Source organism: Providencia sp. PROV188 (assembly GCF_027595165.1).
In the GTDB taxonomy this organism is placed as follows: domain Bacteria; phylum Pseudomonadota; class Gammaproteobacteria; order Enterobacterales; family Enterobacteriaceae; genus Providencia; species Providencia lanzhouensis.
This window is the reverse complement of sequence record NZ_CP097292.1, coordinates 24,280-38,301: the sequence shown is the minus strand read 5'-3', so window position 1 is coordinate 38,301 and position 14,022 is coordinate 24,280. Positions and strand designations below refer to the sequence as shown.

General features: G+C 31.6%; 18 protein-coding genes. 12 read left to right on the top strand and 6 right to left on the bottom strand.

Annotation, left to right across the window (positions count from 1 at the left end; translation table 11 throughout):
* Window positions 1-64: 64 nt before the first annotated feature.
* On the top strand, window positions 65-319 hold the full coding sequence (locus tag M5X66_RS18055; protein ID WP_154635913.1) for an acyl carrier protein: 255 nt from the start codon (window positions 65-67) through the stop codon (window positions 317-319).
* A 36-nt stretch (window positions 320-355) separates the two neighbouring features.
* On the opposite strand, the gene M5X66_RS18050 is transcribed toward M5X66_RS18055, so the two are convergent.
* Window positions 356-865: a hypothetical protein gene (locus tag M5X66_RS18050; protein ID WP_154635912.1), complete on the bottom strand. Its 510-nt coding sequence runs from the start codon at window positions 863-865 to the stop codon at window positions 356-358.
* Window positions 866-1,289: 424 nt separating this feature from the next.
* Here M5X66_RS18050 and M5X66_RS18045 point away from each other — a divergent pair, with 424 nt between their 5' ends.
* The 11 genes from M5X66_RS18045 to M5X66_RS17995 all read left to right on the top strand — a co-directional run bounded on the left by M5X66_RS18045 (window position 1,290) and on the right by M5X66_RS17995 (window position 9,616).
* Window positions 1,290-2,978, top strand: a complete 1,689-nt coding sequence (locus M5X66_RS18045) for a HilA/EilA family virulence transcriptional regulator (protein WP_154635911.1) — start codon at window positions 1,290-1,292, stop codon at window positions 2,976-2,978.
* Window positions 2,979-3,434, top strand: a complete 456-nt coding sequence (iagB, locus tag M5X66_RS18040) for a type III secretion system invasion protein IagB (RefSeq protein ID WP_270104058.1) — start codon at window positions 2,979-2,981, stop codon at window positions 3,432-3,434. It begins immediately after the preceding gene.
* A gap of 78 nt (window positions 3,435-3,512) precedes the next feature.
* A complete protein-coding gene (locus tag M5X66_RS18035; protein WP_270104057.1) occupies window positions 3,513-4,130 on the top strand; it encodes a hypothetical protein in 618 nt (205 codons plus the stop codon).
* A 415-nt stretch (window positions 4,131-4,545) separates the two neighbouring features.
* Window positions 4,546-5,751: a PrgH/EprH family type III secretion apparatus protein gene (locus M5X66_RS18030; protein ID WP_154635909.1), complete on the top strand. Its 1,206-nt coding sequence runs from the start codon at window positions 4,546-4,548 to the stop codon at window positions 5,749-5,751.
* Window positions 5,752-5,770: 19 nt separating this feature from the next.
* On the top strand, window positions 5,771-6,019 hold the full coding sequence (locus M5X66_RS18025) for a type III secretion system needle complex protein (RefSeq protein WP_154635908.1): 249 nt from the start codon (window positions 5,771-5,773) through the stop codon (window positions 6,017-6,019).
* 25 nt (window positions 6,020-6,044) lie between these two features.
* Window positions 6,045-6,356 carry a type III secretion system inner rod subunit SctI gene (sctI, locus tag M5X66_RS18020; protein WP_154635907.1) on the top strand — a complete coding sequence of 104 codons (312 nt, stop codon included), beginning with the start codon at window positions 6,045-6,047 and terminating at the stop codon, window positions 6,354-6,356.
* A complete protein-coding gene (locus M5X66_RS18015) occupies window positions 6,353-7,102 on the top strand; it encodes an EscJ/YscJ/HrcJ family type III secretion inner membrane ring protein (RefSeq protein ID WP_154635906.1) in 750 nt (249 codons plus the stop codon). The genes sctI and M5X66_RS18015 overlap by 4 nt, the downstream gene beginning before the upstream one ends.
* Window positions 7,095-7,697 (top strand): type III secretion apparatus protein OrgA/MxiK, encoded by a 603-nt coding sequence (locus tag M5X66_RS18010; protein WP_195848309.1) that lies wholly within the window; start codon window positions 7,095-7,097, stop codon window positions 7,695-7,697. Before M5X66_RS18015 ends, M5X66_RS18010 begins: the two co-directional genes overlap by 8 nt.
* Complete coding sequence (locus tag M5X66_RS18005) at window positions 7,654-8,343, top strand: hypothetical protein (protein ID WP_154635905.1); 690 nt, start codon at window positions 7,654-7,656, stop codon at window positions 8,341-8,343. Before M5X66_RS18010 ends, M5X66_RS18005 begins: the two co-directional genes overlap by 44 nt.
* A complete protein-coding gene (locus M5X66_RS18000) occupies window positions 8,340-8,777 on the top strand; it encodes a hypothetical protein (protein WP_154635904.1) in 438 nt (145 codons plus the stop codon). The genes M5X66_RS18005 and M5X66_RS18000 overlap by 4 nt, the downstream gene beginning before the upstream one ends.
* A gap of 350 nt (window positions 8,778-9,127) precedes the next feature.
* The gene (locus M5X66_RS17995; RefSeq protein ID WP_270104056.1) at window positions 9,128-9,616 is read left to right on the top strand and encodes a hypothetical protein; all 489 of its coding nucleotides are present in this window, start codon (window positions 9,128-9,130) and stop codon (window positions 9,614-9,616) included.
* Window positions 9,617-9,772: 156 nt separating this feature from the next.
* On the opposite strand, the gene M5X66_RS18885 is transcribed toward M5X66_RS17995, so the two are convergent.
* The 5 genes from M5X66_RS18885 to M5X66_RS18800 all read right to left on the bottom strand — a co-directional run bounded on the left by M5X66_RS18885 (window position 9,773) and on the right by M5X66_RS18800 (window position 13,907).
* Complete coding sequence (locus tag M5X66_RS18885; protein ID WP_412033818.1) at window positions 9,773-10,162, bottom strand: cycle-inhibiting factor; 390 nt, start codon at window positions 10,160-10,162, stop codon at window positions 9,773-9,775.
* Window positions 10,158-11,266 (bottom strand): IS3 family transposase gene (locus M5X66_RS17990; RefSeq protein WP_442959379.1). Its coding sequence is split into 2 segments (ribosomal slippage): window positions 10,158-11,014 and window positions 11,014-11,266, totalling 1,110 coding nucleotides; the frame shifts between segments, so codons are not numbered across the junction. Before M5X66_RS17990 ends, M5X66_RS18885 begins: the two co-directional genes overlap by 5 nt.
* Window positions 11,267-11,301: 35 nt before the next feature.
* Window positions 11,302-11,808 carry a hypothetical protein gene (locus M5X66_RS17985; protein WP_154635916.1) on the bottom strand — a complete coding sequence of 169 codons (507 nt, stop codon included), beginning with the start codon at window positions 11,806-11,808 and terminating at the stop codon, window positions 11,302-11,304.
* A 606-nt stretch (window positions 11,809-12,414) separates the two neighbouring features.
* On the bottom strand, window positions 12,415-12,723 hold the full coding sequence (locus tag M5X66_RS17980) for a hypothetical protein (RefSeq protein ID WP_036950977.1): 309 nt from the start codon (window positions 12,721-12,723) through the stop codon (window positions 12,415-12,417).
* Between the two features lie 371 nt (window positions 12,724-13,094).
* A complete protein-coding gene (locus M5X66_RS18800) occupies window positions 13,095-13,907 on the bottom strand; it encodes a prepilin peptidase (protein ID WP_270104054.1) in 813 nt (270 codons plus the stop codon).
* Window positions 13,908-14,022: the final 115 nt, after the last annotated feature.

Here is a 14,022-nt window from a genome sequence, read left to right as displayed (position 1 = left end):
TTTATATGGCTACTTTCTGTTATGTATATCTAATGAGTAAAAATATTAATGATAAGAGATAGGCATGAGAGATAAAATTGAAAATGAAGTTAGAGATGTTATATCGTCATGTATCATTACTAATGATACAACAATAGAGCTAAATACTAATTTGGTTGAAGATTTATACGCTGATTCATTAGACCTTATTGATATCTATACAGCCTTAAGTGATAGATATAATTTAGACATAAAAGTATTTGATATTCCAGGGATAGAGACGTTTGGGGACATTTGCAATATAATTGAAAAAAATCAACAGATAAACCATCTTAGCTAATGATTTTTATCTAAGATGGTTTGGTTTTATAAAATTTTATTTTTTCGCACTGCCATTGCCAATATCGTCATTATTTGCGATATTGGTTTTTATTTTGTTATCTATTAATGTGTTGCTTGGGGGGGGGGGCTCTATCGTGTTGTTGTTTTTTTTGAGATTTATATTGATATCATTCAAGCTTTTGTGGGCGATAGATAGCGTTTCATACATGGTGATGTTTTTATTTTTTTTTAAAATTTTTAAATATTCATTAAATAGATTGTTTTCTTTTTCTTTTGATTTTAAATATTCAGGGTGATTTTTAAAAAATAATGCTATTTCACTTTTTGCTTCAGTATATTTATTGCAAAATAGATTTTTTTCACTGAAGTTATTGTTTTCTTGTTTACCTAACGTACTCATATCTAAATAATTTAAGCATTCATCCATACTTGTTATGCTATCCTCAGAGTTAATAGGGTTATTGAGACTCTTATTCGTGTTAACGTTGGTTTTTGTACAACCAATAAGCAATGATAAGCTTATTAACATAGTGATTAGTTTCATTTTATCTCCATGAATGTAATATTTTCATATTAGTAGTATTCCATAAAATTTATTTAGAATAAATAGAGTAATGAATTTTAAAGCTTGACGGGTGGCTCCTTAAGTGAAATTTGATTTATTAGTAAAATGAGCATTTTTTAAAAGTATTAGTGATTATTTATCATAATAATGAAATTCAAAAGCTGATTTTACTTTCACAATATTTTAACTTTTCTTACTTAAGGTGAGGGGATAAGGTACATATATAAGGTATTTATGAATATAAAGCGAAAGTAAATCCGAGTGTATTTTTTATTGATAATTATTGTTTTTATATATAGGGTTTATTTATAATAATGCAATAATTTTTTAATGTTAGTTATTCATTATTTTTGCATTGTATTATTAGTTGTTATTTACTTTTAAATTATAATGTATTCTTGTAATGTTACAGTTAAATAAAAACTCCTCTATTGAAGGTCGATTCGTTTTTGAAAATTTCATATTAACTCTAGATGGTGTTCTTATTCGAGATAAAAAAAGAATAAAATTACCACCTAAAGAGTTTGCCGTTTTATCTCTATTATTAGAATCTGCAGGTAAAATTGTTAGTAAAGATGTGTTGTTAGATCTTGTTTGGGGGGATATAGATGTAACAGAGGAATCTTTAACTCGTTGTGTTTACTCCCTTAGACGAATTTTATCGACAGGGAAAGATAGTCGATATATTGAAACGATCTATGGAAAAGGATATCGTTTTAACCAGCCTGTTTTTTCCATTTCTAAAAAAGATAATAAAAAAGTAAATTTATCAATAGCGATTTTCCCATTTCAAACTAATACAGAATTAGATATTTCAGAGATACATAATGATTTAATAAAGGGTGTATTTAAATATTCAAAATTGGGATTAACTGTATTACCTTCAGCCGTGACTCAGCATTGTGTTGATGTTAATAGCTTACTGGAACTGACTAGTAAATTAAAACCAGACTATTATTTGGCAGGTAAAATTATACCTTTAGAAAATGCATATAAAGTTACAATTGAACTTATTAGTACTGAAGGACATTGTTTGTTGTATCATGATAGTTTTAATTTTGTGAATGACCAATCTATTAATTTATTACAATACTGGATTTCCAATATAATATTACAGAATATTCCTGAATTACAAACCTGTCCATCTGAACTGAATTCATTGGATTCATTAGATTCTGCAACTATCTATTTAAATGGTATACATATGCTTTATAAACATACCTCTGATAGTTTACAGCAGGCAGCTATTCTTTTTCAAAAGTGTATTAATCGTTATCCAGAAAATATACTTTCTTATTACTCTTTGGCTGAGACTTATCTATGTTTAGCCCAATTTGGCTTTTTTGATAAGCAGCATGCGATTGATTCTGCTTATAAAATTGTTGAGGAAGTAACTAAGTTTAATAATGATAGTCCAAGAACATTAGGATTACTTGGACTAATTAAAACTATCAAGTCTGATTTTATTGTTGGTGAAATGTTGTTGAACCAGGCATTATTAATTGGTGGGAATGGTTCTGATATAAATTATTATTATGGATGGCATTTATTTTTAAAAGGGGAGTTACTTTTAGCGAATAAATATTTCGATCGGTGTTTAGAAATTACACCGACTCGTACTCCTGCAAGTATTCTAAAATTATGGATTGTATATTGCACGAAAAGCCTTGATGAATCAATTGCTTATTGTGAGTTTGTGTTGTCTCAAAACTTAAAGAACAATCCCGTTTTGAATAGTATGCTAGCACTTTTTCTTGCATTAAAAGGATATTTTGATAAGGCTAGATTAATTATTGAAGAAAGATTAAGTCATGGAGAAAACTGTGGTTTTGTTGAAGTGAATATTCTTTATGCTAAATATTGTATGAATAAAGATGATGAAATTGAAAATATAAATTCTTTTGTGAAGGAAAATATTGATAATATACCAAGCGCTATTCTATTGCCTTTGATTTATATTTCTATGGGAGAATGTAAGGCGTTAGAAGTATTAAGTGAACTAAAAGAAAAAAATGATATTTGGTTGAATTTATGGGGAAAAGATCCCCGCATAATTGAACTTGATAAAATCTTGCCTGGAAAGAGAGCGTGAATGATAAAGTTAATAATTTTATTATTTTTTCCTTTGGGGGGGTATGCGAATTGCTGGCAGCATGCAGCTTCAATTTATGGTATTGAGCCTGAATTGTTGTATGCCATAGCTCAACAAGAGTCGGGGCTTAAACCATATGTTATTGGAAAGAATAAGAATGGAAGTAAAGATCTGGGGGTGATGCAGATAAATAGTAGTCATTTACCAAGGTTAAAAGAATTAGGCGTAAACGAGAAGCAATTAGTAGAGGATCCTTGTTTATCTGTGGTTGTTGGTGCATCTATTTTATCTGATATGATGAAAATATACGGTTATTCATGGGAAGCTGTTGGGGCTTATAATGCAGGGATCTCTGAAAAAAGAAAAGTTGCTAGAATGCATTATGCAGAGAAAGTATGGTCTCATTATAAAAAAATTAAAGAAGAAAAATTGATTGATGAATTAGATGTGGAGTGATTATTTTTTGCAAGAACTGATACTGATATTATTTGAAAATAATATTCCATTAGAATAGTCTTAATAGGGTAAATATTTATGAATGTACATGGTATTGGTTCATTGCTTTATAAAGCTTTTTCTCAGGGTATTGGTGTTGGGGTGAAAGCTCCAGCCGTCAATTCGCTTCAGTTATCTAATGTTCTTGGACGTGTTGGTAATTCATCTGCAACATCACCGGCAGCACAACTTGCTAGGGGGGCTTCGGGTGTAGGTAATGGCTCAGCGGGTATTGTAGAGCATCTGTCTGGTGTGAGAGGGGAGGGAGTAAATCCTGCTTCTTTAAATATACCACCGATGGCACAGAGGGGTGCTGCGGCTTATTATAATGCTAGTATGTCGAAAGGAGCTAACTTAACACCAAGCGATGCGTCTCGTAATGTTATCCCATCTGGAAATATGGATGGCGAAAATGTAAATACAACACAAAATAAAAATGAATACTGTGGTGAATTACCACCTATTGCTAAGCAATTGATGGCTGAAATCGCAAAACATGAAGAGAGAAAATCAAATAATGGTTCAGTGGAACAGAATAGCAATTTACCGCCGATTGCTAAGCAATTGATGGCTGAAATTGCACGACATGAAGCAGGAAAAAATAATCGCGGTCCAATAGCACCAGATAGTCCAATGGGTAAAGAATATGGTTTCTAATTTTGAGAAGTTGAGATCTGGTACCCTATAAGATAAAACCGGTTTGAAAGAGGAGGTGGTAAACTCAATATTTTGTTAGTGTATTGCTTAGTTTGTGTGAATTTTTTGTTTGTATGCCTGTCGTTATGATTATTATTTTTAGCCTATCATTAATTGATAGGCTTTTTTTATTTATAGGGGGAGAGTTCTTTAATTTAAAAATAAGTTTGTTTTTAGTAATATTTTGTTACTAATAGTTTAGTTGTTGTATTTATTATGTTTTATTATTTTTTGCATTATGGAGTAAATGGGATTTTTTAATGTGTATCTGTCTGTTGATGGGAATATTATTGTTTCATTATTATTTCATCATGATTCTTTATGCGCGTGATTGTAAAGTATGAAAAAATTTGCCTACTGATGTTTTGATACTCAAATGATAATTGAAGATAAAGATAACAATCAGAGTATAACGAGTTTTGTTATTCGGCTGCTAAACAGTCCTTTAAGGGGGTGTGAGTTTCCTTTACCTCAAGGAAAGACGCTTTTTATCGTTAAAAATGAGGAGGAACTAGTTAATTTTGAGGTGGCTCCAGCATTACCTCTTGATACTATTTATATTCCTTTAGCTGAGGGAGGTATTAACTTTGAGATAAGAGTTAATCAAGAAGCCGCTGTGGATGAGGAGACAATTTTATTATCTGAGTTGAATGAGTCTGGCTCTTCTATAGATCGTACTATTTATTTCAATACGCCTATGAATATAGGTGAATTGAGCATTGCTATTCGGGCTGAAAATGAAGAATGGAGCACTGAAGTCTTATCGAGTGAAAGAGATCCTAAGAATAAGTTAAAGAATGTACCTAAAAAGAATCGTTTTTCATTATTATATAAATTTACCGTTTGTTTGGTGATTGCGGTAGGTCTTTTTATGGCTACCTTTTGGATGTGGAATGCACCGCAAAGACAAGTTGCAGAGCTTAGTTCATTGCTAGGTGTTGAAAAACAACAATTTCAAGTTTTATTAGGTCGAGATAACATTTTTTATATTGTGGCTAAAGATGAACGTAGTCACCTTTGGGCTCGTCAAGTCATAGCTCGAGGTGGATATGAAAAAGAGGCGCTAGTCGTTGATAACGAAAATGAGAATAAACGATTGACTGAGTGGCTTTCCAATAATTATCCTTCTATGCCATTTTATCGATTACATTTAAATAATCCAAAGAATCCTCAGTTTTGGATTAGCCGTCAGCGTACCTCGTTGGATCAAGAACAAAGAAAAAAATTGGTCGGTGAGTTAATGAAGGTTTTTCCTTATGCTGAATCTATTGATATCGTTTCTATAGACGATAATGTGGCAATCAGCCAAGCTGAGAATGGTTTAAAATTACAAGCACTACCTTATACAATCAATAAGGGAACACATAATTACACCTTTTTAATTAGAGGTTCTTTAGATGATGGAGAGATTCTACGTACTCGACAATTTGTTAATGAATATACCCAAAAATGGGGAAGTAATTATGTTCAATTTGCTATTGAATTAAAAGATGACTGGTTAAAAGGACGTTCTTTCCTATATGGAAGTGATGGGTATATAAAGAAAAATTCAAGCCATTGGTATTATCCAAGTCCGTTATAGTTACAAGAAGGAATATATTATGCTATTAAATAATATTTGGTCAGGATATTTAGATGATGTTTCTCTTACCTTTGATCAGGGAGTAAAGGATTTACAAAAGCAAATTGATGAGGCATTAAAGAATCTAGCTACTAGACCATCAGATCCTGAATTATTAGCACAATATCAAAGTAAATTATCTGAATATAATTTATACCGCAATGCGCAATCAAATACCGTTAAGGTATTTAAAGATATAGATGCTGCAATTATTCAGAACTTCCGTTAGTAATCGATAGGATTAAGAGGGCGTTATGTCGATTGTTATATCTAATATTTCTGCTATTAATGAGCTATCAAGTAGTGTGAATGGTATTGAGAGTTTAGAACCAGGTGTTATATCTTTAGAAGATAGATTGTTACGTAGTTTTTCTAGTACGGCGGTAGAAATGGGAGGAGAAAAAAATTCTATTTTAAATAAAATTGAACACCCTAATGCGGTAACAAATCCTGAAGAATTATTTGATCTACAGGTTCGTACATCTAATTACAATTTGGAGGTTTCTCTGCTGAGTACACTAACTCGTAAATGTGTTGGGGCAGTTGAAACGCTATTACGCTCATGATATTTCGTTGTTTATGTGCCATTTTAATGGTATTGCTTTTGAATGGATGTAAGGAAAAGAATTTATTTAAAGGATTAGATCAATACCAAGCAAATGAAGTTATTGCTGTATTACAAATGCATAATATCCAGGCAGATAAAGTTGATAATGGTAAAAGCGGATATAGTATTTCTGTTGCTGAACCTGATTTTACAGCGGCTGTTTATTGGGTTAAGGTGTATGAATTACCTCCGCGCCCTAGAATGGAAATTGCTCAAATGTTTCCAAGTGATTCGTTGGTATCTTCGCCTATAGCAGAGAAAGCCCGACTATATTCTGCAATTGAGCAGCGGTTAGAACAATCATTGCAAACGCTAGAGGGAATAGTTTCTGCTAGGGTTCATATTAGTTATGACATAGATTCAAATGAATCTGGAAAAGGTAGCAAACCCGTTCATTTGTCTGCTTTGGCTATTTATGAGCGAAATACTCCGTTAGGCTTGCAAGTCGGAGATATAAAACGATTCTTAAAAAATAGTTTTGCTGATGTTGAATATGACAATATTTCTGTTGTTTTATCAGAACGAAGCGAGGCTCAATTGCAAGCACCAGTACCAATTATTAAGCCTCAAGGATTTAACTTTGTATGGATAATCCTTTTGGTCTGTGTAATCACTTTAATTTTTGGAAGTATTCTTTTCCTGAAAAGAAAGAATGATTTTTCATTCATTAAAGCTAAAGATAAGAAAAATCAAGGTGATGAATAAAGAACCAATATCGGTCATTTTACAGAGGATATTGTTTAACCCATTATCGTATATTCATCCTCAACGAATTCAACATCTTCTTAGTGTGGAGGATTATTCTAGTAAGGAAATATCTGCTGTTAATGAACTATTATTGTACTCATTAAATTTAGAATACGATGATTCAAATATAAAATTATCGTCCTTAATGCAGAAACTGATACGTCAATGGAATCAATTACCTCAAGTTGCATATTTGATAGGTTGTCACGCATTGAGAAAAGAATTGACATGGAATGGTGCTTATCTTCAGCTACCTAGCTGGGTACGCCGTTTCATGTTGATCGATATCCCAAATCATAATATTACAGCAAATCCAATTATTAAAGGTAGAGATGCATTATGTAATAATTACATCATGAATTTGGGATATTCTTTTTTAGTTTATTGGGCCCATGAATTACCCAAGTCAATTTTTCAACGTATGCAGCTTTTATTTCCGTTTATAGACTATCCTGTAGTATTTGAAACTAAAGAGGTAAAACCTTTAATTTTAATACTGGCCTTACAATATGCTAAAACGTATCCAAACTCAGTCCCATCAATCTCTAATTAATGGAGTATTGATTAAAAATAAAATAGTAAAAAGTAGTTACTATATTGATAAATTAGAAAAAGATGCTCAAGAACGCGCGAAAAAAATTTTAAAGGATGCTCAGTCGGAAGCTGAACTTTTGCAAGAGCAAGCTTATTTTGATGGTTATAAACAAGGAATGCTCTATGCATTGAATCAAACAATATCATTTTTTACTCACCAAAGTGATATTGTTTTAAATTTACAAAAACAAGTAGATTCATATGTTAGAGATATGCTATTTGAAATAGTGAATAATCCTGAGACATTATTTGTAGTTTTAGATGAGTGGTTAGCAAACATACATTCAACGGAACACAGTCTGCTAATTACTTTACCTAAAACAACGAAATATTCAGATGTAAAATTGACTGAGTTTATTGAGAAACGGTGGGAAGGGAATGTCAATATAAACTACCATAATCACAATCGTTTTATTTTTCATTGTGGGAGTTATATTGCAGAATTCTCTCCGGATAAAATTATTGATTCTGGATGTATGACACTACAGAAAAAGTATTTATCTGAATTATCGAAAAAATGTAAAGTGCTTTCTGATGAGATTATGGATAGTTTTCTTCGTCAGAAGTTTGCTGATGAGTTAAGTCATGGTGGTGATGTATTATGAAGATATCACTGGATATTTATAATGATAAGTATACCCTTTCTTCCGGTTATAAAAATGATGTGGTTTCTTTAGATGAGCGTATCTTGGCATTGTCATCATTAAAAACTAATAAGGCTAATAGTTTTGAACAGGATTTTGTTAATTCTATATTAAATTTATCTGATTTGAATAGTGTTAGAGAGTATTCTGATCATATTAGCAGGTTACTTTATGGTATGGAAGATCCTGCAAATGGTAAAAAAGTGTTTGAAACATTTGAAAAACAAAAAAAAGCATTACAAAGCGCTCTTGAGTCTGTAGATCATAATTCAATGATGGGGGAAGGTATTATGGCGGTATTACTCGGCGTGACTAATGCTGAATCTCAAATGACGAAATGGATGCAGGATATTGTTTTATCTGGAGGAGAAATTAAGGAATTTGAAGAGTGGTAGTCATTTATAAATATGTGAATGAATTAGATTGATTTTATTTTTATCTAAGTTTTTTCTATTGTAAAATTTTTATGTTTTTTTTGATGTGTATTTGAATATCCTCTAGATAAAATAAAAAATAAATTTTGTGGAATTACGTTTCTAATTATAATATAATTATTCATATCTACGGTGATTCTATTTTCAATACATGTTGTATCACAAACCTCTGCCCCTATACCCATTTTAGGGGCTTTTTTTTATTTATATAATTTTATTTGTGTCTTTTTGATAATAAGGCATGACTTATATTAAATATCATATCTTGTATATTTATCTATATTATCTAATTACAATGGAGATTCCTGTTTATGCTAAGAAAATTCATTATTTGGTTTGTGGTAATTAGTTTTAATGTTCTTGCAAGTAATTATGATGTTTATATTGGTGATGTAAAAGATATCAATGGGGATGTAAAAGATATCAATGGGGATGTAAAAGATATCAATGGGGATGATTGTTGTTATAATCGGCATCCATCTATTGGTTTTATTAGTTCATGGGGGGATATTAATGAATATGAGCGTTATTCTTTAAATGATTTTAATTATATCTATAAAGGAAGGTTAGATAGGGAATATCATCCTGTTTTAGATGAATCCTATTACTATCTTAATGATTGCCCTCGTTTTTATTTTGACACAAAAGCTGATTTTTCTAGTTTTTTTTTGGAAAAATATAAAGATTTTGTTCCTTTTGAATGTATATCTACCCACTTAACATATGGGGAGAGTGGTATAAAATATGCTGAAATGATTTTGGGTAACGTTTTTGACTTTGGGGTTGGTTATCATTTTTAATTTATATTAATTATGCAATGGAGCCTATTATGTGAATAGGCAAGTAAAAATTTATTTTTGATTAATATAATAAAAATTAGAAGGGGGGCTTTGATTATAATTTTTCATTTCATAGGGGCTACCAAGTTACCAAAATTATTTTTTATGATAGATGTTTTAGATCGTTTTTTTTAAGAAAATTTGCTCAATATTCTCTAGAACAAGACTTTCCGTGTACTCTTTAAGTAAAAAAGTCGACTCCTTAAACGTTGATAAGCTTAATCTCTCAAATCTCAATAGGTTAGGTGATTGGTCGATGTCGAATATTTTTGCTATAAGAGTTTGATTGACAATGTTGTTATTCATTGTTTGAACGTATGATAAAAAATCATGAAGAAATAATGGATTAGGGCGTTCTGCTTGCATCCATTCAGCGGCTTTAACTTGTCGAGTAACCCCTTCACCAAGGTCTGTTTGATATAAAAAGCATTGTCTTGAATCATTTTTACCTGATGGGATATCAATAACATAAGAATGACCTAATGCTTTTGTCCACTCCCCTTTAATTGAGACACGTTAAATTAGAGTTTTCTAACTGTTGACGATAGGCCTCCGGTGGGAGGTGATTTAAACTTTCATGGGTTCGATTTTGGTTATAATCTTGCAGCCAAAACCACGCTAATTCTCGCACTTGGCTTAATGATTCAAATAAATACGCATTTAAAAACTCTCGACGGAACGAACCATTAAAACGTTCGATAAACCCATTTTGCTGCGGTTTTCCCGGTTGAATATGGCACAGTAAAATTTCGTTATCTTCACCATAATTCAATAAGTTAACTGAAATGAGTTCAGGACCATTATCGACTCGGATCTGTTTCGGCAACCCTCTTTCGGCTTTTAAACGATCAAGCACCCTGATGACGCGTTCAGCCGGTAATGACGTATCAACTTCGATCGCTAGGCATTCACGCGTTCCTTCATCAATAATATTGAGGGTTCTGAAGCGTTTGCCGCAATATAAACTGTCGTACATAAAATCCAATGCCCATTGAATATTCGGGACTTTCTCTATGACTAATGGTCTTTTTTCACGCTTCGGAAGCACTTTTTTAACCCGTCGTTTCAGATTTAATCCTAAGCGACAATAAACGCGATAAACTCGTTTATGATTAAAAGGATAACCTTGAAATCTCAGTCGAAAATAGCATTTCCAGAATCCCGACTGTGGAGATTTCGCTAAAACGGATTGTATGGCATCGATGACGATTTTATCTTTCTCGTGCCAATTTTGAGTCTTTCGATAAAACGAAGCACGAGATAGCGATGTTAGTTTACACGCTTTAATGACTGATAAACCCGCAGCCTTTAACGACTGAGCACAGGATTTCTTTTCAGCCACTACCAACCCTTTTTTGCGAAAAGCTCCTTCATTGCATGGTTTTCAAGGCTAACTTCCGCAAAGAGCTTTTTCAATTTCGCATTTTCATCTTCGAGTTCTTTTAATCGTTTAATATCATTAGCTTCCATGCCACCATACTTTGATTTCCAATTATAATAAGTGGCGTTGCTGATCCCATTTTGGCGGCAAATATCTTCCACTTTCATACCAGAATCAGCGAGTTTTAAAATATTAACGATTTGAGTTTCAGTAAAACGAGCTTTTTTCATCATGACCTCTGCAAATTTTAGGGCAGAAAATCTAATTATAGCTGTCTTATTTTAGGGGAAGTGGACACTTTATCTTGCATTCTAAGTATAAAATTTTTATCTTCGGGTAATTTGCTAATAGTATTTTTTAATTCAGTTATTGGTATGTTATCTGTATTATCGAAGGCTTCTTGAGCATTATCGAGAAATAATTTCATTATATTATTAGCAAATAAACCGCATACTGGCTCTCTGAAACCATTTATATATCCAAATGTTTCTTCTACTAACTTTGGGGGGCATCCCCATTCTTTTGATATTGAGCATATATTTTTTTCTAGCTTTTCACAGAGTGTATTGGGATCTTTGTGTCTGATGGGGATATGATATTCATCGCAGTTCATAATTGCATTAATCCCTTTGTCTTCACCCATCAACTGTGTTAGTTTTTGTATTTGGTCATATACTGGTGTTTTAAAAAAACAGGTATTAATATTACTTGCTTGTGAAATGGGCGTGATATTTATAGGTGAATTATGGGTATTTATTGATGGAGGAAGCATGTTTATTTCCGTTAAAAAGTTTGGCAGTTTCTTTGTGGCTGACGTATATTATATTGCTTGATAATTGTAACTTTCTAATCCCCGTGATCATTTAACATAATCTAGATTATGTGTACTTTCTTGTGTGAATAAATTTTAGGGGTTAAATGATCATTTAATCAGGGGGAGATTTGGAATTATGATAAATCCATAGGCATAGATTTATCATAATGTTATTTCATAATTCAATTAAACAATTGAATCTGAGCGAACAAATTGTAGAGATGATATAAATTGCATTCGCTGAAGTATTATTTCTTGATGATTGTATTTTTCTATTTTTGAGCACAATATTTGATACTTACTTTCCGATTTGATTGCCGATGAGATTAGTTTGAGATGAGCTGATTCATTTTTTGCGGTGATTAATTTGTTAGCAAAATCTAGGTGCTTATGTCCATGTCCATGAACAACCTCTTTTCGAGCTAGTTTTAAGGCTGACTCTGTACTATGGAGGAGGTGTGCTTTAAGGAAATTTAATATTTGCATGATGTTTCTCTTTGATTTGTTTGATAATATGAGATGCACGCCAAATTTTTATTTTGCGTGTTAAGTATTACTTAACTATTATTCATTGTTAGTTGATGAGCTCTTTTTTATTTCCTGTATATATTCTTTTAGGGAGCGTCGTTTTCTTTGTTTTTTTGCTCGTTGTTTTAATTGATTTTCGCGATTGTCCCAATAAAGGAGCCATTCTCCTTTTGTTAACACTTTGATGTTTAAATCTTTTGGGATGTTTTCAACTATTTTTATTTTTTCCGTTAGTATGGGATCACTATCTTCATCACTATCTAATAGTAAAGTATCTAGATCTGCAACGCTAGAATCTGGAGATTTTATATTTAGACTCGTAATGAGGTAAGATTTTTTCATCATAATTTAAATTACACTAATTAATATATGTTAACTAATTTTTACGTTACTGAGCTCAGTGGATATGATCTAAAATTAGATTGGAATGGACCTTTAGTATAAAATAAATTTATTTCTACATGTTTTTTATCTGATTTTTTAGAAGATAACTATCAAAAAATGCTCACTTTTATATTTGGATATCTCTTTTTTTTGGGGAGTTACTAATGTTGAAGATATTCTATTCTTTCACCTATTTTCTGAGACTATTCTAAGTTCCCTGCTCTTGCTCTTAATTTCCAGGTTGGGGGGGAATATAGTAATTTTTTAAGGTTTGCTATTTGGGATTTTCTGTGTGAATAATTTATTGAATGAAAAATTTTCTGTTTAAATTATTAAAATGAAATAAATCCTTGAAAGTAAACTATTGCAAGTCCGGAAATAGTTAAACATGGACTAAATGTAATTCTTTGAGGTATTCTATTAGTTATCATAATGTATAAAATACCCATTATTGCGGCTGTTAATACAAGATAAGGTAAAGCAAAAACACCAATCCATGCCCCTAATCCAGAAAAAAGAATAACATCACCCATTTTAAATATTTGTCTCCGCATTAAGAATGAAGTTATTACTTGAATTATATAAAAAGAGATGAATCCGACCGTCACTCCGTTAATTGAAGTGGATAATGATATCGGTAATATTCCAATCCAAGCAAAAATAATACCACTCCATAATATATTCTGTGTAAAAGAATATGGCAATATTTGATAATTTAAATCAAGCATTGTGGTGGTAATTAATAAAAGGGATAAATATATTACCGCTAAGCTACAATAATTGTCAGACCAAATTAACGTTGCGAATAAAAATAAAATGGAAGTAATTACTTCGATTAAAGGATAACGATGATTTATAGGGGGGAAGCAACAACGGCATGCACTTTTCGAATTTAAGCATGATAATAATGGTATATTATTATACCATCGAACTTTTTTGTTACAACCCAAGCAAGGATATATAGGTTGCACGTTTTTTAATATTTTATTTTTATTTGATGCGTTATTATTAGTTGCCGAGGGCTGCTGTAATTTTTTAGGGTAGATCCAAATAATGACATTTAAAAAACTACCAATGATTAATCCTCCTATAATTGAGATGTAAGGATGTAAAGAAAGTGATGAATATAATTCATTAATAAACATAGATATATTTTTGTTGGTTTCGTAAGTTAAGGGTTAAATATTTTTTTTGGGTAATGCTTTGATTTTAGATTGTTTTAGCCATATTATTATATTAGTAGTCGTATTTCATTAATGT